The 26,851-nt window shown below is 60.9% G+C and carries 20 protein-coding genes; 11 read left to right on the plus strand and 9 right to left on the minus strand.

Annotated elements, in window-relative coordinates; translation table 11 throughout:
* Window positions 1-58 precede the first annotated feature (58 nt).
* From ASU23_RS34480 to ASU23_RS06830, 3 genes are all read left to right on the plus strand, one after another.
* Window positions 59-196, plus strand: coding sequence for a hypothetical protein (locus tag ASU23_RS34480; protein WP_156423113.1), 138 nt, complete (start codon window positions 59-61; stop codon window positions 194-196).
* Between the two features lie 319 nt (window positions 197-515).
* Window positions 516-2,234, plus strand: coding sequence for a cytochrome c oxidase subunit I (gene ctaD / locus ASU23_RS06825; RefSeq protein ID WP_054186713.1), 1,719 nt, complete (start codon window positions 516-518; stop codon window positions 2,232-2,234).
* A 77-nt stretch (window positions 2,235-2,311) separates the two neighbouring features.
* On the plus strand, window positions 2,312-2,869 hold the full coding sequence (locus ASU23_RS06830; protein ID WP_147343785.1) for a hypothetical protein: 558 nt from the start codon (window positions 2,312-2,314) through the stop codon (window positions 2,867-2,869).
* 187 nt (window positions 2,870-3,056) lie between these two features.
* On the opposite strand, the gene ASU23_RS06835 is transcribed toward ASU23_RS06830, so the two are convergent.
* Window positions 3,057-4,052, minus strand: coding sequence for a DMT family transporter (locus ASU23_RS06835; protein ID WP_082661359.1), 996 nt, complete (start codon window positions 4,050-4,052; stop codon window positions 3,057-3,059).
* A 503-nt stretch (window positions 4,053-4,555) separates the two neighbouring features.
* Between ASU23_RS06835 and ASU23_RS06840 the strand changes: the two genes are divergently transcribed.
* A complete protein-coding gene (locus ASU23_RS06840; protein WP_054186711.1) occupies window positions 4,556-5,032 on the plus strand; it encodes a hypothetical protein in 477 nt (158 codons plus the stop codon).
* Between the two features lie 169 nt (window positions 5,033-5,201).
* On the opposite strand, the gene ASU23_RS06845 is transcribed toward ASU23_RS06840, so the two are convergent.
* Window positions 5,202-6,986, minus strand: coding sequence for an N-acetylmuramoyl-L-alanine amidase (locus tag ASU23_RS06845; RefSeq protein ID WP_054186710.1), 1,785 nt, complete (start codon window positions 6,984-6,986; stop codon window positions 5,202-5,204).
* A 129-nt stretch (window positions 6,987-7,115) separates the two neighbouring features.
* A complete protein-coding gene (locus ASU23_RS06850; protein WP_054186709.1) occupies window positions 7,116-9,290 on the minus strand; it encodes an MMPL family transporter in 2,175 nt (724 codons plus the stop codon).
* A gap of 368 nt (window positions 9,291-9,658) precedes the next feature.
* On the opposite strand from ASU23_RS06850, the gene lnt reads away from it, so the two are divergent.
* From lnt to ASU23_RS06865, 3 genes are all read left to right on the plus strand, one after another.
* A complete protein-coding gene (lnt, locus tag ASU23_RS06855; protein WP_054186708.1) occupies window positions 9,659-11,179 on the plus strand; it encodes an apolipoprotein N-acyltransferase in 1,521 nt (506 codons plus the stop codon).
* 248 nt (window positions 11,180-11,427) lie between these two features.
* On the plus strand, window positions 11,428-12,141 hold the full coding sequence (locus tag ASU23_RS06860; protein ID WP_019747357.1) for a M23 family metallopeptidase: 714 nt from the start codon (window positions 11,428-11,430) through the stop codon (window positions 12,139-12,141).
* Between the two features lie 130 nt (window positions 12,142-12,271).
* Window positions 12,272-12,913 carry a TlpA disulfide reductase family protein gene (locus tag ASU23_RS06865; RefSeq protein ID WP_029537714.1) on the plus strand — a complete coding sequence of 214 codons (642 nt, stop codon included), beginning with the start codon at window positions 12,272-12,274 and terminating at the stop codon, window positions 12,911-12,913.
* A 227-nt stretch (window positions 12,914-13,140) separates the two neighbouring features.
* On the opposite strand, the gene ASU23_RS06870 is transcribed toward ASU23_RS06865, so the two are convergent.
* Window positions 13,141-13,386 carry a hypothetical protein gene (locus tag ASU23_RS06870; RefSeq protein ID WP_054186707.1) on the minus strand — a complete coding sequence of 82 codons (246 nt, stop codon included), beginning with the start codon at window positions 13,384-13,386 and terminating at the stop codon, window positions 13,141-13,143.
* Window positions 13,387-13,610: 224 nt separating this feature from the next.
* On the opposite strand from ASU23_RS06870, the gene ASU23_RS06875 reads away from it, so the two are divergent.
* The 4 genes from ASU23_RS06875 to ccsB are packed head-to-tail and all read left to right on the plus strand — an operon-like array spanning window position 13,611 to window position 17,584.
* Window positions 13,611-14,180: a TlpA disulfide reductase family protein gene (locus ASU23_RS06875; RefSeq protein ID WP_100199289.1), complete on the plus strand. Its 570-nt coding sequence runs from the start codon at window positions 13,611-13,613 to the stop codon at window positions 14,178-14,180.
* On the plus strand, window positions 14,177-14,983 hold the full coding sequence (locus ASU23_RS06880; protein ID WP_019747361.1) for a cytochrome c biogenesis CcdA family protein: 807 nt from the start codon (window positions 14,177-14,179) through the stop codon (window positions 14,981-14,983). Before ASU23_RS06875 ends, ASU23_RS06880 begins: the two co-directional genes overlap by 4 nt.
* Entirely contained in the window at window positions 14,980-16,605 is a 1,626-nt protein-coding gene (locus ASU23_RS06885) for a cytochrome c biogenesis protein ResB (RefSeq protein ID WP_054186706.1), read from the plus strand. Before ASU23_RS06880 ends, ASU23_RS06885 begins: the two co-directional genes overlap by 4 nt.
* A 1-nt stretch (window position 16,606) precedes the next feature.
* Entirely contained in the window at window positions 16,607-17,584 is a 978-nt protein-coding gene (gene ccsB, locus ASU23_RS06890) for a c-type cytochrome biogenesis protein CcsB (RefSeq protein WP_019747365.1), read from the plus strand.
* A gap of 822 nt (window positions 17,585-18,406) precedes the next feature.
* Here the strand turns inward: ccsB and ASU23_RS06895 are convergent.
* The 5 genes from ASU23_RS06895 to ASU23_RS06915 form a co-directional block, all read right to left on the minus strand.
* Window positions 18,407-19,117 (minus strand): DUF305 domain-containing protein, encoded by a 711-nt coding sequence (locus ASU23_RS06895; RefSeq protein WP_029537721.1) that lies wholly within the window; start codon window positions 19,115-19,117, stop codon window positions 18,407-18,409.
* Window positions 19,118-19,155: 38 nt separating this feature from the next.
* The gene (locus ASU23_RS06900) at window positions 19,156-21,621 is read right to left on the minus strand and encodes a cation-translocating P-type ATPase (RefSeq protein WP_019747368.1); all 2,466 of its coding nucleotides are present in this window, start codon (window positions 21,619-21,621) and stop codon (window positions 19,156-19,158) included.
* A 363-nt stretch (window positions 21,622-21,984) separates the two neighbouring features.
* A complete protein-coding gene (locus ASU23_RS06905) occupies window positions 21,985-24,288 on the minus strand; it encodes a cation-translocating P-type ATPase (RefSeq protein ID WP_047270630.1) in 2,304 nt (767 codons plus the stop codon).
* A gap of 48 nt (window positions 24,289-24,336) precedes the next feature.
* A complete protein-coding gene (locus ASU23_RS06910; protein WP_030537788.1) occupies window positions 24,337-24,564 on the minus strand; it encodes a heavy-metal-associated domain-containing protein in 228 nt (75 codons plus the stop codon).
* 514 nt (window positions 24,565-25,078) lie between these two features.
* The gene (locus tag ASU23_RS06915; RefSeq protein WP_030537787.1) at window positions 25,079-26,662 is read right to left on the minus strand and encodes a multicopper oxidase family protein; all 1,584 of its coding nucleotides are present in this window, start codon (window positions 26,660-26,662) and stop codon (window positions 25,079-25,081) included.
* Between the last annotated feature and the right edge of the window lie 189 nt (window positions 26,663-26,851).

A 26,851-nucleotide genomic window follows, 5' to 3' on the forward strand; every position in this document is an offset into this window, starting at 1 on the left:
CTAACCCAAATCAGAAAGCGGGTGGGGAAAAACAACTGGCCGCCACCGGGGAGAACCCGTGGCCACCAGCGGGGAGAACTACTGGCCGCCTACGGGGAGAACTTCGTGGCCATTGACAACGGAGATAGTCGAACTCGGCGGAGGTATGAAAGCGTGGAAGGCGGAGGGCCGAGAACTGCTGCCGCCCGGCGCGTAGGAGCCTAGCTGCTCACGTCGAACGAGCGGCCTTCGGTGTGGACGAGCGCTTTCCTCGTCAAGCACACAAAATCCTGCCCACTCGGCCCGGAGATACGACGGCGTGGTGATGGCCGAATTCGTGTTCCGCCCTTCCACGATCGCACCTGCATCACATTTGTAGTCGCCGCCGTCGTGAACATCAACGATGGGAAATGTTGCAGCCAAAGGGCTGTGGCGGAATCTGTGGTAGCCCCGACCCCCAACTACTATGCAACATAGTAGTTGGTTTATGCTCGCCATGTGTCTTTGCGAACGACTCGACAGGAAGCAGGCAACTCATGATCGTCCTCGCACCCACGCCGGTGGTCGCGCGGCCTTACCCTCCGAAGGGAGCCAAGGGGTCGTTCATCGTCAAAATGATCACCACGACCGACCCCAAGACGCTCGGAGTGATGTACCTGTTCACCTCGTTTGCCTTCTTCCTTATCGGCGGGTTGATGGCACTGATGATGCGCAGCGAGCTCGCAATACCGGGGATGCAGTTCCTGTCGAACGAGCAGTACAACCAACTGTTCACCATGCACGGCACGATCATGTTGCTGCTCTATGCGACGCCGGTCGTGTTCGGCTTCGCCAATTTCGTTCTCCCACTGCAGATCGGCGCGCCCGACGTCGCATTTCCGCGGTTGAACGCCTTCAGCTACTGGTTGTACTTGTTCGGAGCGATTATCACGACGGCTGGCTTCGTCACCCCGGGAGGTGCAGCCGACTTCGGATGGACTGCGTACACACCTCTGAGTTCGGCTGTCAGTTCGCCGGGTGTGGGCGCGGACATGTGGATCGTGGGGTTGGCGCTGTCGGGATTGGGGACCATTCTCGGCGGTGTCAACATGATCACGACGGTCATTTGCCTTCGCGCGCCGGGAATGACGATGTTCCGCATGCCGATCTTCACTTGGAACATCTTCATCACGTCCATCCTGATCCTCGTAGCGTTTCCCTTGCTCACTGCAGCGTTGGCCGGCCTCCTGGTCGACCGTCAATTGGGTGGGCATTTGTTCGATCCAGCAAACGGAGGAGTCTTGCTGTGGCAGAACCTTTTCTGGTTCTTCGGACACCCCGAGGTGTACATCATCGCGCTGCCCTTCTTCGGCATCGTGTCGGAAATATTTCCGGTCTTCAGCCGCAAACCGATATTCGGCTACACAGGACTGGTCTACGCAACGCTTGCTATCGCCGCCTTGTCGATCGCTGTCTGGGCTCACCACATGTACGCGACCGGGGCGGTCCTTCTCCCCTTCTTCTCCTTCATGACGTTCCTCATCGCGGTCCCCACGGGGGTGAAAATATTCAATTGGATCGGGACAATGTGGAAGGGACAATTGACTTTCGAGTCGCCGATGCTGTTCTCGATCGGTTTCCTGATCACCTTCCTCTTCGGTGGTCTTTCGGGGGTGCTGCTGGCCAGTCCACCGCTCGATTTTCAGGTCACCGACAGTTACTTCGTCGTGGCACATTTTCACTACGTGGTCTTCGGCACGGTTGTGTTCGCCACCTACGCGGGTATCTACTTCTGGTTCCCCAAGATGACTGGCCGCATGATGGACGAGCGGCTGGGTAAATGGCATTTCTGGACGACGTTCGTCGGATTCCACATGACCTTCCTCGTGCAGCACTGGCTCGGCGCAGAGGGGATGCCGCGCCGCTACGCGGATTACCTACCCTCGGACGGTTTTACGGTGCTGAACTCCATCTCGACCATAGGATCCTTCGTCTTGGGTGCATCCACCTTGCCGTTCATCTGGAACGTCTTCAGAAGCTACAGATTTGGTGAGGTCGTCACCGTCGACGATCCGTGGGGTTATGGCAATTCCCTCGAGTGGGCGACCAGCTGTCCGCCGCCACGTCACAACTTCACCGAGCTTCCCCCCATCCGCTCTGAGCGTCCGGCGTTCGAGATGCACTACCCACATATGGTGGATCGGATGCGCGCCGAAGCTCACACCGGAAGGTTCCAGCCCACAACGAGCACACTGTCGGGGACCGGATCCGAGTGAGCCGTCTCGTCCGCAAACTGCACGTACGCAATATATGTCGCACGTGTCTCGGGAAGAAGTGAGGGTACGAAGTCGCTATGAGGCAGGACTCAATTTCGGTGATGACTGTGCCGGCGACAGATGAGACGACAGCCGCACTGACCGATTGGTTGTTACGCGAACTCTTACCGCTCATGTTTGCCGGCGCGGGCCTCCGTCGCCCTGCCTCGACACTGCGCAAGCTCCCCTCTGTCACCGCACGTCGTATTCGATCGCCGTGGAGACTTCGCTTTCACACACGGGCACTACGGACAGCGATCGGCGCTGCGGAAGCACGACTGGCCGACAACTATGCCGGGGCGATCGAAGATCCGACGCACGGCAGCGCAGGGGTCGCCGTCCCACCCGCACGGGTGATGCCAGAGCAGGTGATGGACGCGGTAGCGCGGCTGAGCGGTGATCTGGACGAAAGTGGCTGTGAAATAGCATCATTGGCCAATCGTGCGCTGTTCGCGGCCGGTGCGGTCATCGGTACCGGCCGGGGTGATCTGTCGACACCGGATGCATACTATGCGGTCCGTGATTCCTACTGCGGGGTGCTTGCACTGCTGTGGAGTACGGACCTCGAGGTGCACGTCCAACTGCGGAACCGATGACGAACTACCGTTCGGAAGATCGGAACGGCCACCGGCGAGAGGAATCATTCGTTCGGACAACGGCGATTGAGGACTGTCGTTGCATCGGGGAAGTCGTACCGGCGGCGACTGTTCACACGGACGGCGTAGTCGAACCGTCGACGTGAGGTAGCGGTACCAGAACCGGAGCGGGGAGAGGTGATCGTGGTCATCGATCATCGAGGGGCGGATGTGGAGACTTGCGGTGGACCTCGACCTCAGGCTCGGCTGAATCTGAGTCTGCAACATACAAGTGGCCCGGTGGACCCGCCCCGGCGGTGGCATGTTTCGTGAGGGCCACCCGCATACTGAGCAGAACCAAGACAATTCCGGTCACCATCCATCCGTCAGGTCGTTCGCGCAGGGCCGCTATGCCGATGAGCAGGCCGAAGACGGGGACAAGAAACATCCAGGGTGTGAGCGAGGACAGAGGGCATCGCCGGGTCTCTACGAACCAGGCCAAGGTGGTCGCTGCAGTCGCGATCAACCCGAGAAAAAGCAGAACTGCCACGAACCGTGGAGTCCAGTCGATACGCGGAACGCCCTCGATGACGAATGCCACGCTCGCCAGGACCGTCCCCCCGAACAATAAATGTGCTGCGCTCGCGACCACTACGTCGCCGTCCAATTGGCGCACCATCAGTGTCCCCGTAGTGACCGCGGCGGCGGACAACAGCGACAACACCGCACCCTGGCCGCCGCCGCCCGGGACCGCCACCACCAACAACCCTCCGAACCCGACCACCAATGCCAAGCCGGTCCGGGCCGTCACACGCTCGCCGAACAGCCACCAAGCAGGTAGCAGAATCAGCAGCGGCTGCGCATTCGCGAGTACAGCAGCAGTACCGGTTGCGAGCCCGGCGATTCCGGCGAACATCGCCCAGAACGCCAGGCTGACGTTGACAAGCCCGAGGAGCCCGATCCTGCCCCAGCTAGCTGCGGACCGTGGCAGTGATCGGCGCTGGGTGATGGCAACAACAGCCAGGGCTGCTCCACCGAGCAGGGCTCTCAGTGCGGCGAACCACAATAACGGCGCGTCACGGAGCCCCCACCGGACGCCGAGAAAACAGGCTCCGAGAGAAGCAGTGATCCAGAACATGCGTAGTCGTGCCGGGCGATGTGTGAATGTCGCAGTGAACCCGCTCTCACCGGATGAGCCGGTCATCGGGGGGCGTTTCCTGACCCCGACTTGGATCCGCGGCGCGGTAGCGAGACACCAGCAGAGACCGGCTCGGCCCAGAACAGCGCCGTCGTGGGCGAACCGGCCCGCACAAGTGGATGGGTGACCGGGTTTGACGGCGCACCGGTAGCGATCGTAATGGTGAACTCCATTGGTAGCCCTCCTGTTCGCGTGGGGCGGCGCAGTCCACGAATGTGCAAGGTCTGTGAGGGGTGTAACCGTGCAACGATCAGCTCATCCCATTGTGCGCCCGACGACGGGATGAAATGACGTTCGTCATCGGGTGTGTCCAGCGCGTGCGGCGGTCGAGAGACCGACGAGAGGTGCACTGAATATGGTGGAGATCTACGAGTGATGCGACCTGAACGTCAGGTGATACCCCGCCTCGGGTGGGATGCACGTCGATGTGAAGGATTGCCGTTTCCGGTCGCCTCGTACAGTGAACTACTATCTCTTTTAGTAGTTCACTGTACGAGGGGGCATCGGCGATGACGAATTGGTCGCTCTGGCGTTGGATCACGGCGTCGGCAGGGGCGGTGGTTGCAGCGCTCATCGTGGGCGTCCCCGCCGGGATAGTACCGACCTCGTTCTACCAGCGGATGACTCCGGTGCTGTGGTGGAACTATCCGGTGTGGATCGCGACCGCGATATTGAGTGGATTGATACTCGCGACGTACGTGCGCACGCAATCCAGTTCTGCAGCCCCCTCGCGTGTGAGCATTGGCAGTAATGCGCTGGCTCTGTTGGCCGTCGGCTGTCCGGTGTGCAACAAATTGGTGATCATGACTGTCGGTGTGACGGGTGCGTTGAATCTGTGGGCACCGATACAACCGGCCGTGGGACTGATTTCACTGGCTTTGATGGCGGGCGCGTTTCGGCAGCGGCTGAAAGGTGAGCGGGCGTGCAGAGTGCGCCCTCCTGTATCGAAGGACTTGATCGGCACTGCGGTCCCCGAACGGTCCTAGGACGACATTGACAGTTGCGATGTCCCGAGTGAGCCCCCGAGAAGTCTGTCGCACTCCCGAATCCTGCGAGGGACTCGGGAGTGTCAACTCCACTCTTTGTGGTGGGCGTTCAGTTGAGTCCGTTTCTGCGAGAGAAGGACTCGTGGCGTCCTTGACTCTCTCGGCGATGTCACGGTAGCCGAGAGACCGCTCCGGTATGTGGGTCGAACAGCAGGGACCCACCCTCGAAGTCGGAGCGTGGGCCGTTCACGGTGTTGTACTCATCGCTGATGGGGAGGCCGAGCATGCTGTTCTCCGCGCCTGCGGCTTTCCATGCCTCGTAGATTCGGCCGAGGACTACCCAGGCGTTGCCGGCGATTTCGTAGATAGCGCCATTTTGATAATTGGTTCGGATGAGGCCGCCTGGGGTGGGGGAATCGGTTTCGACCGGACCTCCCAGGGGTCCGTCCTGGGCGCCTGAGGCGGCCCACTTCGTCGCGGTTGCGGACTCTTGTGGGTTCGAATGTGTTGTGCTGACAGGGGGGTTCAGGCTGGAGTTGTCGGAGGGGGTGGCGGTCTGTGGCGTCGGGTCGGAACCGTCGCCGTATGAGGCCGCAATAGTTCGAATGGTATCCATTTGTGCGTACCCCTGTTCGCCGGGATCGGCGGTGTTGCCGAGGTCGCGGTGCGCAGAAATGATCGGGATGTCGACGGCGGCCCCTTCGGGGAAGGACGTGAATTCGGTTCCTTCCGAGTACATGGTCGTGCGTCCTAGTGGATCCAGGCCGGCCAGTTTCAGTCGCCACCCCAGAAAGGTTCCCACGGTGTTGATTTCGGAGGAGGTCGGCGGGGTTGACGTGTAGTCGCCCATCATTGCCACGCCTACTGTGTTTTCGTTGAATCCGCCGGTGTGTGCTCCCTGGACGGGCTTGTCCAGGCCGCCGGCTCGGCCTTCGAAGATTTGACCGTATTTGTCGACGAGCGCGTTGTAGCCGATGTCGCACCATCCGAGCGTTTGTGCGTGGTAGGCATAAATACCACGCACGATGTCGGCGGATTCTTCCTTGGAATATTCGTTGCTTCCGGCTGTGTGGTGAACGACAGCTCCCCCGAGGAACTCGTCGTAGACGGGTGCCTCGCATCGAAGGGACTCGTCGGCTCCCCATTGTGCACGGGTGATCACGGAGAATCCCGGACTTGCATTGGTGTCGGCTGATTTCAGGGGAGATGCGGGACCGCTGCCGGGCTCGATGAGTACGGCGGAGAGATCACCTTCTTTCGCTGGGGAGCGGACCAATGGTTGTGTCAGGGCCGCAGGGGTGTAGGCGGTAACGAGGGGAGGGACGACGGGAAGCGGTGGTCGTGGTTGCTCACTCGGCACGGCCGGATTTTGGATGGAGGGGACGAGGAGTTGAACGGTATTCGTGGTTCCGACGAATACCGGGTCCGTGCCTTGCAAGTGCCGGCCCGGCGATGTGTCGGCTGGCGCGGTCGAAAGCCATGGGCCCCAGCCTCCGTCCGATTGGCGCGCTCGTACGGCCGCTGCCGGCGCTGTGGGGCCATTCGATGTCAACGCGACCATCCGAAATGGCTCTTCCCTGGTGATCTCCTTGACCGACATCTCCGAAGGGATCTCCTGCCTCGGTGACGGTTCGGAATCGACCTTCGGTTTCGAACGTGGATCATCGGTGGGCAGATCAGTGCCGGTGGCTGCGGCAAGGACATTTAATCCCAGCCTGAGCAGGGCTGAGAGGTCGATGCCCGTGAACTCTTTGAGGGGTATCGAGAGATCCGGAATGCTCGTAAGGGCGACGTCGGCTATCTGTGCCGCAGATTCGGAGGCCGACGAAGACTGTGCGGAGCGGACTTCGGGTGAGGTGTCCGTCGTGACATGGGAGATGAAGGGGCTGGCGACGGCGAGGGCTGCGACGGAGCCGAGGACCAGCGAGAATTTTGATCGTCGTCGTTGGGGCATATGGCAGAACTTCCTGTGATGCGGGAGTTTTCGGCGATTCGCACACCGACGTCGACTGTTGAGGTCCGGTGTCGGCCGGGCGGGTCGGATGAGGCCCGACATCGTCATTCTGCCATAAAGTCTCGACTGTTACTTGAGGGTTGCGGCGTGGATGTGGTCGGCAGGTGGTGGCGCGGTTGTGGAAGAGCCGCCGATGCCGATCTGTGAATGGATGCGCGACAACCATAGAGGCGCCCACCAATTGGCTTCTCCCATCAGTTTCACCAACGCCGGGACCAGGAGCATCCGTACGAGGGTGGCATCGAGAACCAATGCCAGAATCATTCCGACACCCAAGAACCTCATGATCGACAGGCCGGACAATGTGAAGGCTCCGGTCACGACGATCAGCAGGAGCGCCGCCGCGGTGATCACCCTGCCTGTGCGCTCCGCACCGATACGGACTGACTCTTCCGTCGTTGCTCCTGCGCTGTGGGCTTCTGACATTCGTGCCATGAGGAACACTTCGTAGTCGGTGGACAGACCGAACACGACTGCGAGAATGAGGACCACGAACGTCGCTTCGAGGGGTGCCGGTGTGACGCCAATCCACTGGGCTCCGTTGCCCAACTGGAAGATCCATGTCAACGCTCCGAAAGTTGCGGCCAGACTCAGGCATGCCATCGCCACAGCCTTGAGGGGCAGGACGATCGAGCCGAATGCAAGAAGTAAGAGCGCCAGCGTCGAGGCGATCATGATGGACACCATCACCGGAAGCCAGCGCTCGATCGCGGAGTTTCCGTCGTCGAAGGTTGCTTGGCTTCCCCCGACCAGATATTCCGTATCTGCAGGTGCAGGTAGTGCCCGTAGATTCGCAATCACGGCGCTGGCTTGGTCGGAGGGGATCTCCGCGAAAAGCGCTTGGGCAATGACGGTGTCGTCCCTCGAGGCGACGACGAATGCTTGGGCGATTCCGTCGATTCGGGCAGCAGCCGATACGACTGCGTTGACCGCTCCGGCATCGGGGGTGGCTCCGCTCAGGCTTCGGAAGAGAAGGGTCGCTCCGTCTCCGGTGGAGGGAAATTCGGAGACCAAGGTCTGTGCAGCCGAGCGTGCCGGGTCGTCTGCGGGGAGGGCGGTGAAGGTCGCCTCTCCGAGTGAGGCGCTGGCCAAGGGCGTGGCCATGAGCATCAAGCCCGTCCCTATGGTGACTGCGACGATGACAGGACGTTTCATGACCCATGCCACGACCGTGCCCCAGAAACGGCGAGCTCGGGCTTCTCCTGAGTGCACGGCGTGTTTACGCCAGGTGAGCGCGTTGATTCGGCTTCCGAGGACGGCGAGGACGGCGGGGACCGCCGCGACGGACAAGATCGCGGCACTGGCGACCGCGGCGATTGCCCCGAAGCCCAACGATCGAATCACGGCTTGAGGAAAAACCAGCATGCCCGCGAATGCGCAGACGAGAAGCAAGCCGGAGAACATGACCGTTCTCCCGGCCGTCGTGGTCGTCCGGAGTGCCGCTTCGCGAGCGTCGCCTCCGGATGCGGTGAGTTCTTCACGGAAACGGCTGACGATGAAAAGCCCGTAGTCGATCGCGAGTCCGAGCCCGATGAGGGAGGCAACGTTGAGGGCGAACGAATTCACTTCGGTGAGTAGAGTCAGAAGTCGTAGAGCTGCAAGGGAGATGATGATCGCGAAGATCCCGACCAAGACGGGAACCGCTGCAGCGACCAACCCACCGAAGATGAAGATCAACAGAATAAGTGTGATGGGCAGTGCAATCGATTCCGCCCGGACGAGGTCGGACTGCAGCCGGTGGTTGAAGGCCGTCCCGACTATCGACCCCCCAGCGAATTCCGCTTGCGCTCCCTGGAGTTCGAGTAGGGGCAGCATCTCTGCGGTGTTCGCTTCTTGACCTCGAGGTCCTGGGGCGAGGGTGATTGCGATGGCGGCTTTGGTTCCGTCTGTCGAACGCAGAAGGATTTGTTCGGGTGGGGTCGATGACCAATACGACTTCACCGAATGAGTGGGTACCGATGCGGTGAACTTGTCGAGCATCTCCGTTGCCCCGCTGGTGAGGTCGGTGAGTTCAACACCTGCCGCGGGGGTGTAGATCGCGACGATGTCGGGGGTTTGTGGCCCGAAATTGGCCTCGACGGTACGCGCGACCTCGGCGGAATCGCTACCCGGGTCGGTGAATCCGCTCTGCCCCATCTCGCGGAAGACTCCGATGCCCCATATCCCGCTGGCGGCGACTGTCACCATGATGACACCGAGAATCCACCAGGGGCGGGAGACGACGAACAATGCCCAACGTGTCATTTTTCTCCGTGATATCGAGCGGGACGGTGGATTGGATCGAGACTGTTCCCTGCGGCAGGACCCCGACGACGCCGATGCGCAACCGGTTTTGTCCGTACTGTCTTCTTGACGGTATGGCGTTGCTGTGCAGGAACTTACGACCGAGTTCAGTGATGAACGGTCGACGGTGACGCACGGTCTGTCGGATGCCGAGCGTTGTACGGTGCGCCCGGAGAATCAAACCACATGTACTACTATGGTGCATAGTAGTACATGTCGCGTGCGATGCGGATTCCGATACATCACGAAAGGCATCAATCACGATGGTCGATCTCGTCGAAAACGTCCCCCGTCGAACTCCGGTAGAGCAACCACCTCGTCGAGGGTGGATGCAGGTGAGCGGGCGGGCCGCGGGCGCAGTGACGGCGGGTGGAGCGCTGTATCTGAGTTTCCCTCCGTACTCAGCGTGGTATCTGGCTCCCGTCGGGTTGGCTCTTCTGGTGCTGGTCCTTCGCGGCCGATCGGTGAGAGCTGGCTTCGGGTACGGGTATCTCGCCGGATTGGCGTTCTTCGTCCCATTGCTGCCCTGGGTAGGTGTCTACGTCGGAGCGCTCCCGTGGCTGGTTCTTGCGGCGATCGAAGCATTGTCGATCGGGCTCTTCGGGGCGACGGCGGCGGCGCTGAGTCGACTGCCGTGTTCGGTGGTGTGGATCGCCTCGGTGTGGGTGCTCCTCGAAGGGGTTCGCTCGCGACTTCCCTTTGGCGGCTTTCCTTGGGGGCGTCTGGCATTCGGTCAGGCGGACGGTGTGCTGTTGCCCCTGGCCGGCGTAGCTGGAGCCCCCGGCCTGAGTTTCGCCGTCGCGCTCCTGGGCTGTGGACTTGCGGGGCTGATAACAGCGTTGAGCGGTCGGCACTGGATGCGAATGTTCGCATGCATGGCGATTGTGACCGTTCCGCTGATGTCGGCGATGCTGCTTTCCGCACGTCCTACGCCCGCACCTGCGGCGATGAGCACAGTTGCCCTCGTTCAAGGAAACGTCCCACGGCTTGGTCTGGATTTCAACTCCCAACGCCGCGCGGTGTTGGACAACCACGTCGCCAAAACAAAGGAATTGGCCAGGGATGTCGACGCGGGACGGCTCCCTCGGCCGCAGTTGGTGATCTGGCCGGAGAATGCCTCGGATATCGACCCGTTACGTAACGGTGATGCGGCAACGCGCATCACCGATGCTGCGCGAGCGGTTGGTGTGCCCATTTTGGTCGGTGCGGTGCTGACGCGCGAGGACGGAACGACCTTGAACAGCGCGATCGTATGGGACCCTGCTTCCGGGCCCGGGGAGCAGCACGTCAAACGAAAGCTCGTCCCGTTCGGTGAATATCTGCCGCTACCCGGTGTGATGAATGCGCTGTCCTCGTATGCCGCTCGAGCGGGAAAGTTTGTGCCGGGTGACGGAAACGGTGTCGTTACTCTCAACGGCACTCCCACTGCTGTGGCCACATGCTATGAGGTCGCATTCGACGACCTGGTGCGGGACTCGGTGCGAAGCGGTGCCCAAGTCATCACCGTCCCAACAAATAACGCGACATTTGGGCGTACCGATATGACGTACCAACAACTCGCGATGTCACGGGTTCGGGCGGTCGAACACGGGCGCCCCGTGCTTGTGGCCGCGACGAGCGGTGTCAGTGCGATCATCGAGTCCCACGGCGCCGTACTTCAGCAAAGCGGCATCTTCACCGACGACGTACTGGTAGGCGATGTTCAACTGCGCTCGGACATGACTCTGGCGACACGGATCGGTCCTGTGCCCGAAATCGTGATCTCACTGCTCGCGCTCGGAGCGCTGCTGGTGAGCGTCACTTTCCGGGTTACCCGCGCCGCTCCACCTACTAAGATGAATAGTAATTGAGAGCGGTTTCGTATATCGTTTCGTTACATTCGGATGGAGGCGCTGCTCAACGCGGGTGGTCCACATCGCAAAACATGCGTGGTACGACAACCCGGAGGAGTGCAGTTTTGTCCCGTCACCGTAAGGAAGCCGGCGCCACATCCCGGCACGTCAGTGAGCTCGTTGCAATATCCGTCGGGTCGGGAAACTGCCAGGTCGCCGTTCGTGGGAGACATCGCACGATTACGCGCCATGGAGACAATGCGGTCGTGGCAGCCACGATGGCAGTCGCGGCAGGAGCGCTGATCGCCGCGGGAACCCAGATCTCCGGCCCCGCCCTGGCAAATGCACACACGGTTCACGACGAGTCCGACCAGTCTCGTGCAACACCCGATCCGGCGCCCGACACTGTTGCGGATGCAGCTCCGCCGCAAGCACTCATTTCTCCGACCACGGCCGGTGCCGGCGAGATGGTCGAGCAGCTTGCCAAGGGTGCATGGCTGGCGGAACAACGGGACGCGCTCGAATCCGCGGTCTCGATCCCCATCTCGACGGGATCTGTATCCACCGGATCGGCGGCGCGCACGATCAAGCCTGTATCAGGCACTCTCACTTCAGATTTCGGACCTCGATGGGGAACCACACACACAGGTCTCGATATCGCGAACGAGATCGGGACTCCGATCTACGCTGTCGCAGACGGGACCGTCATCGATTCCGGGCCCGCTTCCGGATTCGGGTTATGGGTTCGGCTCCAACATGACGACGGTTCGATCAGCACCTACGGCCATATCAACGAAACCCTCGTCAGCGTCGGGCAGCAGGTACGCGTGGGCGAACAGATCGCGACAGTGGGAAACCGCGGTCAATCCACCGGGCCGCACCTGCACTTCGAGATTGCAGACCCCTCGGGGCAAAAGGTAGATCCCAAGCAGTGGCTTGCGTCTCGGGGTGTGGAAGTTACGGACTACACCAGTTCCTGAACTACGGCCAGGTGCACCCACCAGGCTCCAACGTGACGCCGAGACTTCATGTTTCAAACATCGCTTTCGGATTTGAGTCGACGAGAAGGTCGGTATCCGCCAGGTATCGACAGGGATGAAAGATGATCAGATGCGCACTCAATGGCGGTGGACGGTATTTGCTCTTGCGGTCGTCGCCCTGCTCATAGCAGCGATGTGGCCACGGGGACGCGAATCGACTGAAGTTGCGCAACCGCCCGCTGCCACTGCCTCTCATGCCGGGGGATCTGCCACGGCCGACGGCGCTTCGCTCGCTGCACTTGCCGTCGCGGCGGCACTGCGTCCATGCCCCCTACCTGATCCGCAACGGACCACCTCGGGACAACTGTCCGGCGTGAATGTTTCATGCCTCGGGTCCCGGGAAAAATTCGATGTAGGAGACGCCCTCGCCGGCGAACCGACATTGATCAATCTCTGGGCGTCGTGGTGTGCACCCTGCCGAGAGGAAATCCCCATTCTGGGGGCTTATGCTGAGGAACCCGATTCAGTGAGGGTCGTCGGTGTCAACGTACAGGACAGTCAATCGTCAGCCTTGGCGCTGCTCGCCGACCTCGGAGTGCACTACCCCTCCTACGGCGACGCCGACGAGGTTCAAGGAACACTTGTCGCACCTCCAGTTCTGCCCCTGAGTTTCGTCGTGCAACGCGACGGCAGTGTCGAGCGGGTTACCGATCCTCCGGTCTTCCGCAATACCCAGCAAATTCGCGACGCAGTTGCGCGCATGGTGCGGTAATGCGTTGGGGGAGAACGAAAAAGCAGACCCTGAACCGAACCGGAACTGCGTCCGATCGGGCATTCGCCGATCGTTGTCGGACTGCCTGTAGTTTCTGACCAGCTCCCGAAAGTCGGGGACGGATGCGGGACGGCAGCTCGGCCGTGGGGAGGGGTGCAAGTTCGTCAGGCTGCTGGAGGAGCGAGTCGCCAGAGTCGGAACGTGGTTCGTCCTTGGTGAGGGCCGCACTAGTTCCGTGATGGTCTCGCGCGTGTCAGCACGCAGAGGAATCCGAGTCCGGTGATCAAGAACGCCATCGGATAACCCAAGAGCAGGTCCTGCCCTCCCGCCGAAGCGAGAAGATGAAGTTGGCAGAGGTGTGTGATGACGTGAAGCAGGGCCATCGCCACCCCGATTCCGACCAGAATCCATCCGAGCACCTGACGGCGACGTTCACGGCGATACTCGGTTGTGTACAGGGAATCTTTCGCCATCTCAGTCCTCCGTGCAGTTCGGATCCCAACCCAGCTACTATGCTACTTAGTATTACAGTACGTAGTTCACCGAAGGGTTGCGCAGTGCCCATAACCAGTCATCCGGTCGGAAAGTTCAGTCCGATAGTCGAACTCGACTGTTCTCGGCAGAAGGACGATCTGTGACGGCCGAATCCACATCACCTCACCCGTGTGTGAAACACTCCCACCGAATCCTGCGAGGACTGGTGCTTGCAACGGCCGTCGTCCTGGCCGCGTCGTCGTGTGCCACCGGCACAGACGCTGTCGCGCAAGGCGGTAGCTTCGACTTCGTGTCTCCCGGTGGACAAACCGAAATCTTCTACGACCCACCAGAAATCCGCGGAACGATCGGCGCTCTCGCAGGTCCGAACCTGATGGAGGAAGGACAACGGGTGTCACTCGACGACTATGTCGGCAAAGTCGTCGTGATCAACCTCTGGGGGCAGTGGTGCGCACCGTGCCGTGCCGAAGCGGACGACCTCGAAACCTCGTACGAAGCCACTCGCGATCTGGGCGTCCAATTCCTGGGTATCAATGTCCGAGATCCACAACGCGACAAAGCGCAAGACTTCGTCGTCGACAACCAGGTGACCTACCCATCCATCTATGATCCGCCGATGCGCACCTTGGCCGCGCTGGGCGGGAACTATCCGACGAGTGTGATTCCGTCGACCCTGGTTCTCGATCGTCAACACCGAGTCGCCGGCGTCTTCCTGAAGGCGCTGCTCGCAGACGATCTCACACCAGTGATCGAACGGGTGGCCTCGGAATGACCGTGCTGGCACAAGACTTGGGAACCACCTTCCAGAATGCAGTGTCCACAGGTCCACTGTTCGTGGCGCTCCTCGCGGCGGCCCTGGCAGGATTGATCTCCTTCGCCTCACCCTGCTGCATCCCCCTGGTTCCGGGATATCTGTCATATCTCGCAGGAATATCCGGGGCGCAGACGCCAGCAGTCGCCGACGGCGACACGACAACAGTCACGACTGGCCGCTGGCGGGTGACCGGAGCCGCTGTGTTGTTCGTGGCCGGATTCACGGTGGTCTTCGTCCTCGCCACTGCCTCTGTCTTCGGAGTCATGGGGATCTTGCAACTCAACCGGGAACTCCTGCAGAGGATCGGCGGCGTGATCACCGTCGTCATGGGCATGACCTTCATCGGTCTGGTCCCTGCCCTTCAGCGCGACACCCGTCCGACACCGCGCCGTCTGTCCAGCTTGGCAGGTGCCCCCTTGCTGGGAGCCGTCTTCGGGCTGGGGTGGACCCCGTGTCTGGGGCCGACCCTGGCCGGAGTCCTCTCGGTCACCGCCGGTACACAAGGCGCGACTGCTGCACGCGGTGTCGTGTTGATCATCGCGTACTGCCTGGGGTTGGGTCTTCCGTTCATCGCACTCGCCTTCGGCTCATCGAAAGCGCTTCGCGGAGTTGGATGGCTTCGTCGACATTCGCGAAGCATCCAAATCTTCGGTGGTGTCATGTTGATCCTCGTGGGATTGGCATTGTTGACCGGATTCTGGGAACTGTTCGTCTCCTGGATTCGTGACGAATTCGTCAGCAACGTGGTGCTACCGATATGACACAACAGGACACTCACGAGACGAAGGCGCCCCACCACCGCTCGTTCTTCCGCCCAGCAATCGCGCTGGTCCGCAACACCTGGCGCAAACTGACTTCGATGCGTACCGCGTTGGTGCTACTGTTCCTGCTCGCGCTTGCCGCAGTACCCGGCGCCCTCCTGCCACAGCGAAACCTCAACGTGGGCAAAGTCAACACATACATTGCAGCACGTGGCAGCCTCGGACAGTGGATGGACAAGATCGAACTGTTCGACGTTTTTTCCAGCTCCTGGTTCACCGCCATCTACGTTCTGCTGTTCGTCTCACTCATCGGGTGTTTGATCCCGCGCCTGGCAGAGCACCTCCGAGCCCTCCGCAGCACGCCGGTCCGCGCGCCGCGCAATCTGTCCCGCCTGCCGCACCACCACGCCGCGCAGGAACTGACTGCAGATTCCACAGCCGCAGTCGAGCGCGTCCGTGCGGCATTGCCGCGATGGCGGCTCGCGGTGCGAACAACAGACGACGGAACAACTGAGCTTTCGGCCGAAAAAGGTTATCTCCGAGAAGCCGGCAACCTCCTCTTTCACTTCTCCCTCCTCGGACTGCTGGTTACGATTGCGATCGGAAAGCTGTTCGGATATGAGGGCTCCGTCATCGTCATCGCCGATGGAGGACCCGGATTCTGCAACACCTCACCCGCCGTCTACGACTCGTTCAAAACCGGAAATGCGACGGACGGAACCGGTCTCGAACCATTTTGTATCAGGGTCAACGACTTCGCCGCCGACTATCTAGACAATGGCCAAGCTTCGATGTTCACCTCCAACATTTCCTACCAACAGGACGCGACAGACGACGGTCAATGGAACAACTATCAACTGAAAGTGAACTCCCCACTGAGAATTGGCGGCGAACGCGTGTACTTGACAGGACACGGATACGCGCCCCAATTCACTGTCACTTTCCCCGACGGCCAGACACGGACGGAATCACTGCAATTCCGCCCGGACGACGCCACCACTTTCCTCAGCAGCGGCGCACTGCGATTCGACCCCCCAGGCGGGACATACGGATCAGCGGAGGAGCGTCGCACCAATCAGATCGCCGTCGAGGGTTTGTTCGCACCCACAGCGGCATTCAACGGTAACCTTCTCACGTCTGCCTTTCCCGACATGCGCGACCCTGCGGTCGCCATCGACATCTACAAAGGGGACACAGGTCTCGATACCGGCATTCCACAGTCAATCTTCAGCCTCAACACCGAGATGATCAACCAGGGCCGCCTCACCAAGCAAGCGCGCGTCAATCTACGGCCAGGAGAATCGTCGAACTTGCCCGATGGCACTCGCGTGACATTCGACGGCGCAAAGGAATTCGCCAATCTTCAAGTTTCCCACGACCCGGCACAGATTTGGGTACTAGTCTTCGCCGTCACCATGATTACCGGCCTGATCACGTCACTGGTGATAAAGCGTCGCAGAATTTGGGTGCGAATCACCTCGACAACATCAGGCCCGGGTCCCGTATCGCTGATCGAACTCGGGGGACTGGCGAGAACGGACCACGCCGGATGGGGCGCAGAATTCGACATCGTGCACAGACGCATCTGGCAATCCGAAGAGCCCGCCCGCAGAGAAGAGTGACATGACGATCAATGAAACCCTTTCCCGATACAGCGATCTCAGCTACGGCACGGCATTCCTCGTATATCTACTTGCCCTTATTCTCTTCTGCGCGCAACTCGCCTCGGTACGCACACAGTCGCTCACGCCGACTGCGAGGGTGGGCGTCAACGCTGGTCCTGTACCGACCGCACCCGATGCGAGAGCCCCTGGGCGTATCGTCGAATCTTCTCCCCGATCGATGTCGGATCGGCTCGGCAACATGGGGTTGTCTCTGATAGTAGTCGCATTCGTGTTCCATCTCGGTGCGCTCGTCCTCCGTGGGGTAGCGACGCAACGAGTGCCCTGGGGCAACATGTACGAATTCGTCACCTTGACATGCGCGGCAGCAGTACTCGCCGGACTGCTGCTGTTACGGCGACCTGATCTGCGAACACTGTGGGTCTTCGCTCTGATACCGATCCTCGTTCTCATGTTCGTGGCAGGAACTGTCCTGTACGCGAATGCCGCCCCCGTCGTTCCTGCCCTACAATCGTATTGGCTTCCGATCCACGTCTCGATCGTCTCGATCGGTAGTGGGGTGTTCCTGATCTCGGGCGTATCGAGCATGTTGTTTCTGCTCAGAGTCCGATATGACGACCGTGGTGTCGACTCGAAGCTCGGCACATGGTTGCGGCGCCTACCCGAGGCGCACGTGTTGGATCGATTGGCTTACAAGACAACGATCTTCGCCTTCCCGCTCTTCGGGGCGGGAGTGGTTCTGGGAGCCATCTGGGCGGAAGCGGCCTGGGGTAGGTTCTGGGGGTGGGACCCCAAGGAAACGGTCTCCTTCATCGCTTGGGTGATCTACGCCGCGTATCTGCACGCGCGCGCCACTTCTGGTTGGCGCGATACCCGTGCCGCCTGGATCAACATCGCCGGTTTCGTCGCAATGCTGTTCAATCTCTTCATCATCAATATGGTCGTCTCCGGCCTCCATTCATACGCCGGACTCAACTGAGAGCGAGCTGGGTGAAAGCGACGCGGAACATAAAACTCAGGGGAGCACCGCGCCTGCAAAGGGCCGGCGCGACCCGAGGCGGCTCACGCTGGGCAATTCGAGTGAAACCCGCTGCAAAACAACTATTTGCGTTCGACTATCGGTCACTGGACGGCTGGAACTGCGCCGCCGAGCGGACCGGCAAACCCATTCTGATATTGCTTTCTGTACGAGGTGATCAAACGTGAATCGTGCACACTTGGCCCCTACCCGAAAGGTAGTCGTTGTGGGGCGCGTCAGGGAGTATTTTTGCCCGGCAACCTGCGCCGGCACTCGAGTTCATCGTGTATCACTGTCAATCTGATATGGTCGCACCTGCTCAGTGCCGGCTGGCTTTCGAGTCGGTACGCCTCCGCGATCAGCTCGGAGTCGGTCATCCCCCGCCGAACGTCTTGCATTGCGACCTCCACGTCGTCTGTTCTCGTTCGCGTACCCGATCAGTCCCTCGCTGGTCGATGGGCACGGTTTGCGCCTGAACCGTTTCAGGATGTAAATGAATCGATTCGGCTCGGTTTCAGGCGTCGGTTCCTTTGTGTTCGCGTTCCATCCTCGTCTTGAGGAACGACGAATGTGACCCGCGCACGCTGATCTCCAGATATCGGCGGATGATGACCAATCCCTCCACATGAGGTTGCCTCCAGACTGTTCGGCGTCCTCAGAGGGGTATTGGCCTGTCGCCGAGAAGGCTCGGTGCCTCTGCCGGGATCCTCGTCGAGCAGAGACACCGAGCCGCGTGCGCTCACATCCGAGTGAGATCTCGGTAACGACCGCCTGAAGTTGTGATCACAGCGTGGCGAGAATGTCTTCCATGGTGGTGATTTCCTCGTTTTGCGTGCGGATGATGTTCTGCGCCATGGAGATCGCTTCTGGATACTGTCCGGAATCAACTTCAGTTTGCGCCATCGCGACTGCTCCGCGGTGATGGTCGATCATCTGTGTGAGGAACAGTTTCGCGGCATCTGTTCCCTGCGCATTCTGCAGTGCAGTCATGTCCTCGGCGGACATCATCCCCTCCATGCCGGGCATCGTTCCCATGCTTTCGGAGGGCATGGGCATGTTCATACTGGTGGAGGGCATCGGCATGTTCATGCTGCTGGAGGGTGTCATGCCTTCCATGTTGTGAGAGGTGGTCGGCATATCCATGCCAGAGGAGGACGAACTCTGTCCCCAGCTGGTCAACCAGGCCTGCAGCTGCTCGATTTCTGGGCCCTGCGCCGCTTTGATCTGTTCAGCCAACGCTGTCACTCGGGGGTCGATACCGTCTTTGGAGAGGAGCATGTCGCTCATCTCGACGGCTTGACTGTGATGCGGGATCATCTGCTCGGCAAATGTCACATCTGCCTGATTATGAGTGCTCGCGTCCGCCGAGCTACTGGACTCGACACTCATTGACATCGGTGTGGAGGTGGTTCCATCGGAATTGGAACTGTTACATGCGGTGAGGACGAATAGTGCCGCAGTTGCTGCAGCGCTGATTGCGAGGATCTTCTTCATATCGGGGAAACCCTTTCGTTGGGAGATCGGTTGTCCGGTCATGAGGCGTTCTGTGAGGTCGTCTTCGGGGTAGTGCTTGGTGAAGGCCGGTGTTGATCCGGGGGAGAAGGGAGTCGTAGTCGCTTCAGCAGTAGTGCGTTGACGGCGACGATGAAGCTGGACCCGGACATCGACAGCGCTGCGATCTCTGGGCGAAGTACAAGTCCGAGGGAGGGTTCGAAGACTCCAGCGGCGATGGGGAGGGCGATGACGTTGTACCCGACGGCCCATCCGAGGTTCTGTCGCATCTTGCGGAGGGTGCCTCGCCCGATTTGTAGTGCGACCGGTACGTCGAGTGGGTCCGACCGCATCAGCACGAGGTCCGCTGTTTCGATTGCGACGTCGGTACCTGCGCCGATGGCGATACCGAGGTCCGCTTGTGCGAGCGCGGGAGCATCGTTGACTCCGTCCCCGACCATTGCAACTTTTTTGCCGGCATTTTGCAGCTCGACGATCTTGGCGGCTTTGTCGCCGGGGAGCACTTCCGCGATGACGGTATCGATACCGAGCTGGCCCGCGATGCGCTGTGCGGTGGCTTCGTTGTCGCCGCTGAGCATGACGACTTCGACGCCCAAGTCGTGCAGCGCCGCCACTGCGGCGGCGGAAGTCTCTCGGACAGCGTCGGCGAGTGCGATCACCCCGACGCCGTGTCCGTCGACGGCGACGAGTACTGCTGTTCGCCCGCTGGCTGCGAGGTCGTCGCGTGTGCCCATCAATGTGCCGAAGTCGACGTTTTCGGCGATCATCAGTTTGCGGTTGCCTACCGCCACTCGACGACCGTCCACCTCCGCAGCCGCACCGTGACCTGGCACATTACGGAAATTTGTGAGTGGAACTTCCGGGGCGCCGCGTTCGGCCGCGTAGCGGACGATCGCGCCGGCGAGGGGGTGTTCGGACTCGCGTTCGACCGCGGCCACAAGGGAAAGGAGTTCATCGGTGCCGATACCGTCGACGACGACGTCGGTGACTTCGGGTTCGCCTTTGGTGAGGGTGCCGGTCTTGTCCATCACTACCGTCTCGATGCGCGCCGAGGATTCCAGCGCGGTGGCATTTTTGAACAACACTCCTCGTTGAGCTCCGAGTCCGGTGCCGACCATGATGGCGGTGGGCGTGGCCAAACCGAGAGCGTCGGGGCAGGTGATGACAACGACGGTGATTGCGAACAGAAGCGCGGTCTGCACTCCTGCACCCGCCGCCCACCAGACAAGGAAGGTGCCGGTGCCGCCGATCAGAGCAACAAGGACGAGCCAGAACGCGGCCCGATCAGCGAACCGTTGCCCCGGCGCTTTCGAGTTCTGCGCTTCCTGGACCAACGCCACTATTTGGGACAGGGCGGTGTCGGCACCGACTTTGGTTGCTCGGACGCGAAGTGTGCCCGTCGTGTTGATGGAAGCCCCGATGACTGCGGATCCCGGTTCTTTGGATACGGGAAGGCTTTCCCCGGTCACCATTGACTCGTCGACTTCGGAAGTTCCGCTCTCGACCGTTCCATCGACAGGGACTTTGCCGCCTGGTCGGATCAGTAACAGGTCTCCGACGACAACGTCGGCGGTGGGAACTTCGACGGGTTCGCCGTCTCTCAACACGATTGCCAATGGCGGGGTCAGTTCGAGCAGTGTGCGAATCGCGTCGTTGGCTCCACCTCTGGCTCGCATCTCGAACCAATGTCCGAGCAGGACGAAAGCCGTCAGCACCGACGCGGCCTCGTAGAAGACCTCGCCGCCGCCGGTGAAGGTGACGGCGACGCTGTAGAGCCAACCCGCCCCGACGGCGACGGCAACGAGGACCATCATGTCGAGGGTGCGGGCCTTCAGAGCCCGATAAGCGCCGTCGAAAAAGATCCAGGCCGAGTAGAACACCACTGGCAAGCTCAGTATCAGGGTGAATACGTCGTCGCGGAGTCCGAACGGGGCGGGAACTGTGAATCCGAACATGTCGCGCCCCATCGGGGACCACAGCATGATCGGAATGGACAGAACGAGAGCGACGAGAAAGCGATTTCGCATGTCCCGGACCATGTCGTCCATCGACATTCCGGCGTGGGCGCCTCCGTGCCCCATCATGTCCTGTGCAGAGTGTTGAGCATGTGGTTCGTGCGCTGTGTGTTCGCCGTGAGGAGATTCGCCGGGGTGTTCGACCGGTGCGTCGGTTGATGTGTCGGCGTGGTCTGAATGAACGTGGTATTCAGAGGGCGTGGCGCTGGTGCTGTCGTTTGGTTCGGAGAGGGGGTCGCAGCTGTGGGAGGGCACTGATCGCCCTGCGCAGTGATAGCCGCAGTCCCGGATCCATTGGGACAGTTCGGGTATCGAGGTTGCAGCCGGGTCGTAGGTGACCGTGGCAGTTTGGTTGAGGACGTTGGCCTCAGCAGAGACGACGCCACGTCGGCGAAGGAGAGTTGATTCGACTGCGGCTTTCGATGTCGCCCACTGCAATCCTTGTACTTCGAGAACGGTGGTTCGATTCATCTCTGCGCCCTCTCGTTGTGACCGCCATTCTTGCGGCAGCGACTGTGCGGATACCTCGGTGGCATGTTCCCGTGTTGTGGCAGATCGTCGGCACCTCTGGGGCGTGATGTTGTGGGGTCCACGTGTGTCTCAATACTGAGCCTGCCGGTGGCGGATATGCCTTGGTTAGATGTTTGGTGAAGATTCGATGAAGGACCATGGTGTCCCAAGCAGTCGACGACTGCCCTCGTCCGTGATGGTGGTCGTCGTGAAGTGAAACCTTTGGATTCGTTGCGGGTGGACAGTGGGACCTCTCCCGCACATCGCGTCCGAAGAGTTCAGGGCAGACGGAAGGTCATCGGGGCAGTCGAATTCGGGATCAAATCAGTGATCGGAGCTTGTGGCATGACTGGTGAATCGTCGTAGGCGCAAACTGTTCGTGACGACGAAGATGGAGCTGAAAGCCATGGCAGCGCCGGCGATCAGCGGGTTCAACAACCCCAGCGCCGCCAGAGGCAACGCCGCCACGTTGTAGGCGAAGGCCCAGAAAAGGTTCCCTTTGATGGTTTTCAACGTCGAGCGCGACAGACGGATCGCATCTGCGGCGGAGCGCAGGTCGCCTCGGACAAGGGTGAGATCGGAGGCTTCGATGGCGACATCGCTGCCGGTGCCCATGGCCAGACCTAAGTCTGCTTGTGCCAGAGCAGCGGCGTCGTTGACACCGTCACCGACCATAGCGACTGTATACCCACGGCTTTGGAGGTCTTTGACGGCGCTTACTTTGTCCGCGGGCAAGACTTCGGCGATGACATCGGCGGCTTCGATCCCCACTTGTTTTGCGACGGCGACGGCGGCGCGAGCATTATCGCCGGTCAACAGGATGGGACGTAGTCCCAAGGTTCGGAATGCAGTGATGGCCTCTTTCGAGGTGTCCTTGACAGTGTCCGAAACGACCACGATTCCGCGGATCGAACCGTCCCACGCAACCCACACCGGGGACTTTCCGTCGGCTTCCGCGTCGTGTGCGGCCACTTCCAGATTCTTGGGTGCGACGAGAGACCAGTCCTGCTCTAACCAGGTTCGCCGACCTATAGCAACGGCTCGGCCGTCTACGACACCGGAGACGCCTCGGCCGTCGTGGTTGGAGAAACCTTCGATTCTCGGCAACGGCCGGCCGTCAGCCCGAGCTGCAAGAGTGATGGCCTGCGCGATCGGGTGTTCGGAGCCGTCCTCCAACGCTCCTGCGACAAAAAGTAATTCGTCGATATTCTCGCCATCTGCGCCGACTGTCGAATCGACACTCATGCGCCCGGTGGTGACGGTCCCGGTCTTGTCGAGCACGATGGTGTCGACCTGACGGGTGGATTCGAGAACCTGGGGGCCTTTGATGAGAATCCCCAACTGGGCGCCGCGGCCCGTTCCGACCATCAGCGCCGTCGGTGTTGCCAACCCCAATGCACAGGGGCACGCGATGATCAGCACGGCAACGGCGGCGGTGAACGCCGTCACCATCGAGTGACCAGTCAAAAGCCACGCACCCAACGTCATCAGTGAGAGAACGATGACGACCGGGACGAAGATTCCGGAGATGCGGTCGGCGAGACGTTGGACCTGAGCCTTGCCGTTCTGTGCATCTTCGACCAGTCGTGCCATCTGAGCGAGCTGAGTGTCGGCGCCGATACGAGTTGCTCGAACGAGGAGTCGCCCTCCAGCGTTGACGGTGGCGCCGACAACGGCGTCGCCAGGGCGCACTTCGACTGGCACGGATTCGCCGGTCAGCATGGAGGCGTCCACCGCAGATGTGCCGTCGGTGACGATGCCGTCGGTCGCGATCTTTTCGCCGGGGCGTACGACGAAGATGTCACCGACCACCAATTGTTCGGTGGGAATTCGGATCTCGGTGTGTTCCCTCAACACCGCTACGTCTTTGGCTCCCATGTCCATCAGTGCGCGTAGGGCTGCACCCGACTGCTTCTTGGCGCGGGCTTCGAAATATCGCCCCGCCAGTATGAAGACGGTGACCGCAGCAGCGACTTCCAGATAGATGTGGTCCGCTCCGCCCTCCTGCTGTGGGAACAGGCTGAACTCCATCTTCATGCCGGCCATTCCGGCATGACCGAAGAACAACGCCCACAGTGACCACAGGTAGGCCGCCGACACCCCCACCGAGATCAGAGTGTCCATTGTTGCCGCGCCGTGTCGGGCATTCGTCAGTGCAGCGCGGTGGAAGGGGAGTGCGCCCCAGACGACGACGGGAGATGCGAGCGTCAAGGCCAGCCACTGCCAGTTCGTGAACTGCAATGGCGGGATCATCGACAATGCGACCACAGGCACAGTCAATGCGAGCGAGACGAGCAGTCGGGTCCGCAGTTGCGAAGCCTCGTCCTGGATTCGGGCGTCCACCCCGTCGGTAGTGCCGACCTCCCCGGACGAGCCCTTGGGGGCAGGCAAGGTGGCGGTGTATCCCGTTGCCTCGACGGTGGAGATCAAGTCTTCAGGTGCTACCGCACCCGTGAAATCGACCTTCGCCTTTTCGGTCGCGTAGTTCACTGTCGCGGTGACGCCGTCGATCTTGTTGAGCTTCTTTTCGATTCGCGCGGCGCAGGAGGCGCAGGTCATGCCGCCGATGACCAGTTCGACACTGTGTGCGGACTCGGCAGCGACGGTCGTGTTGTCCAGGGTGCTCATCAGATGTACCTCTCCTGACCTGCCTACGCTGGCGGTGTGGGCGCCCGGTCAGATGTTCGCGAGATGATAGTTGCCGGCTTCGTCGAGCGCGGCAGTTACTTGTTCCTCGGTCAGTGGCGCTGAAGCTGTGACGGTCACGGTGGAGACTCCTCCGGCGACGAGATCGATCTCGACCTCGCTCACTCCGGGGAGGGCGCGCAGCTCGTCCGTGACGGCGCCGACGCAATGCCCGCAGGTGAGGCCGGTGACCGCGAACGTGTTGTTGGTTGCAGACATGATGTCCTCCGTAGGGGTGGGCGCGGATGTCGTGGGTGATTTCTTCGTCGAGTTGCATCCACAGCCGCGTTGCGTCTTATCGAGTAGATTCGGCTGCGAGTTGGTCTGACCGCTCATGATTCCCTTCCCGTCTGGTACCCCAGGGGGGTACCTGTTTCTACTATACTCGCGTTAGGAGAAGGTGAGTCAAGGCTGCGCCTCGACTACTTCCGTCGGACATTTGGTCGGATTCTCCCTCGTGTATTCGCCCGCGCAGAGAACGTCGAATTTCGAGCGCCCGTGGAGTGTCGCCAGGTGTACACCGGAGCCATGGGCAGTTGCGCCGTTCGCGGGATTTCGATCCCAGTCCAGCGGCAGGGCAGAGGCCGGGGATTCCGGGACGCTGACCCGATGCCGGGGCGGCCACAATCTCACCTCGCCGAACGGGGTAGGAAGAGGCATCGAATGAGATGCCGGCCCAATCAGGTCGCGCCTCCCGTGCTGGTGTGATCGTGTGTTCGGACGTCTCCACGTGTCAGACGATGTAGCCCAAGCGGGTCATCATACCCGACTCCTGGTGATATCCGTTGTGGCAGTGGAGCATCCAGTCGCCCGGGTTGTCGGCGATGAGATCGACAGCGACAGATTCCATCGGACGAACGATGACTGTGTCCTTACGAGGGCCGACACCGCCGTCACCTTTGACCACTTGGAACGTATGCCCGTGCAGATGCATGGGATGCCACATCATCGTCATGTTGGTGAACGTGAGCCGGGCTCGGTCCCCTTCTTTGACGGTCAGAGGTTCGGTTTGGTCGTAGTTCCGACCGTTGATCGTCCATTGGTAGCTCATCATGTCCCCCCCGAGGTCTGCCACGAGATCGACACCGGTGCCATCGCTTCGCGGCAGAACGACACTTTCGGCTGCAGTGAACGACTCGACCGTGCCCACTCGACCTGCCAATTCCCGAGGGAGGAACGACGCGTCGGGCGCAGCGCCCGAGCCTGTACGCAGCAGCGTCCGAGCCTGAGCGTTCTTACCCTCGGCCGCGGCGACGAGCGGGAATACACCGTCCTTGACCGTGACGATCACGTCGTAGCGCTCACCCATGCCGAGGAGAAGCGCATCGACTTCTGTCGGTACGACCGGAAAACCGTCCGTATGGGTCACGGACATCACGTGATCGGCAAGGGCGACTCGAAAAGCGGTATCCGCACCCGCGTTGATGATGCGAATACGCACACGCTGACCGGGAGCGGCCGAGAAAGTTGTCGGTGCAGAAGCTATCCGCCCGTTGATCAGATAGTACGGATAGCTGACGTCACCCGCGTCCCCACCGAGCAGAGCGCTTGATTCTACCGAGTTAGGGCCACCCGAGGTGGCGGGCAGCGTGGTTTCGGCCGACCCGTGGTTCATTCCACCCATGCCAGGCATGTTGCCCATCCCGGATCCGCCCATCGAACCCATGCCGTTTCCGGACTGAAGGTCGGAGAGGATCTGTTGCGGACTCGTGCCGACTCCATCCGTCCAGTCGTCGAGAACCACGATCCATTCGGCGTCGTAGTCGACGGGCTCGCGGGGGTCGTCGACGACGATGGGGAGATACAGGCCGTAGTCGGTGTCGAGACCGACATGCGGGTGAGCCCAATACGTTCCCGAATGAGGTACTGAGAACCGGTATGTGAAGTTCTGCCCCGATTCGATGTTCGGGCTTGCCGGCATGGCGCCGTCCATGTCGTTGCGAAGCGCGATGCCGTGCCAATGCACCGATGTCTGATGATCGAGTCCGTTGTTGACGGTGATCGCCAACTCGTCACCGACATTCGCGCGAATCAACGGACCGGGAACACTGTCGCCGTATGCCAGAGTGCGCACCGTGATGCCGCCGAGATCGATATCGGCACCCTGCGGATTGAGCGTGTAGTCCACGGTGCGACCGGTATGCGGGCGCGCTGCCTCAGCGGACGTGATGGCATTCTTGTCGAACGGCGGGGGGTTCGGGTTGGACGATCCGCTGGTGGTGCATGCGGTCAACGCCAGGCCACCCGCCCCCGCCGCCGTGGCGGCGAGAAACGTACGTCGACTGAAAGCCGATCCTGTGAACGGCGCAATAGCCATGATTGTGATTGTCCTTGTCTAGTCGTTGTGGAGAAACGGAACTGATACGCCACCGAGCCCGGGGCGCGCGGAGCAATGATCAGAACCTGTGGATGGTTCTCGGCGAGGCGGCGTGAGTGGGCGCACCTTCCCGGGAATGATCTGAAATTCCATCAGCTCTGATCAGGACCGGCGTTGGCGCGCTGGTTC

This window comes from Rhodococcus sp. KB6, assembly GCF_001445685.1.
Taxonomy (GTDB): Bacteria; Actinomycetota; Actinomycetes; order Mycobacteriales; family Mycobacteriaceae; genus Rhodococcus_F; species Rhodococcus_F qingshengii.

Coding starts and splice junctions, on each gene's coding strand:
- ctaD (WP_054186713.1), top strand. CDS start 516: ATGATCGTCCTCGCACCCACGCCGGTGGTCGCGCGGCCTTACCCTCCG.
- ASU23_RS06830 (WP_147343785.1), top strand. CDS start 2,312: ATGAGGCAGGACTCAATTTCGGTGATGACTGTGCCGGCGACAGATGAG.
- ASU23_RS06835 (WP_082661359.1), bottom strand. CDS start 4,052: ATGACCGGCTCATCCGGTGAGAGCGGGTTCACTGCGACATTCACACAT.
- ASU23_RS06840 (WP_054186711.1), top strand. CDS start 4,556: ATGACGAATTGGTCGCTCTGGCGTTGGATCACGGCGTCGGCAGGGGCG.
- ASU23_RS06845 (WP_054186710.1), bottom strand. CDS start 6,986: ATGCCCCAACGACGACGATCAAAATTCTCGCTGGTCCTCGGCTCCGTC.
- ASU23_RS06850 (WP_054186709.1), bottom strand. CDS start 9,290: ATGACACGTTGGGCATTGTTCGTCGTCTCCCGCCCCTGGTGGATTCTC.
- lnt (WP_054186708.1), top strand. CDS start 9,659: ATGCAGGTGAGCGGGCGGGCCGCGGGCGCAGTGACGGCGGGTGGAGCG.
- ASU23_RS06865 (WP_029537714.1), top strand. CDS start 12,272: ATGCGCACTCAATGGCGGTGGACGGTATTTGCTCTTGCGGTCGTCGCC.
- ASU23_RS06870 (WP_054186707.1), bottom strand. CDS start 13,386: ATGGCGAAAGATTCCCTGTACACAACCGAGTATCGCCGTGAACGTCGC.
- ASU23_RS06880 (WP_019747361.1), top strand. CDS start 14,177: ATGACCGTGCTGGCACAAGACTTGGGAACCACCTTCCAGAATGCAGTG.
- ASU23_RS06885 (WP_054186706.1), top strand. CDS start 14,980: ATGACACAACAGGACACTCACGAGACGAAGGCGCCCCACCACCGCTCG.
- ccsB (WP_019747365.1), top strand. CDS start 16,607: ATGACGATCAATGAAACCCTTTCCCGATACAGCGATCTCAGCTACGGC.
- ASU23_RS06895 (WP_029537721.1), bottom strand. CDS start 19,117: ATGAAGAAGATCCTCGCAATCAGCGCTGCAGCAACTGCGGCACTATTC.
- ASU23_RS06900 (WP_019747368.1), bottom strand. CDS start 21,621: ATGAATCGAACCACCGTTCTCGAAGTACAAGGATTGCAGTGGGCGACA.
- ASU23_RS06905 (WP_047270630.1), bottom strand. CDS start 24,288: ATGAGCACCCTGGACAACACGACCGTCGCTGCCGAGTCCGCACACAGT.
- ASU23_RS06910 (WP_030537788.1), bottom strand. CDS start 24,564: ATGTCTGCAACCAACAACACGTTCGCGGTCACCGGCCTCACCTGCGGG.
- ASU23_RS06915 (WP_030537787.1), bottom strand. CDS start 26,662: ATGGCTATTGCGCCGTTCACAGGATCGGCTTTCAGTCGACGTACGTTT.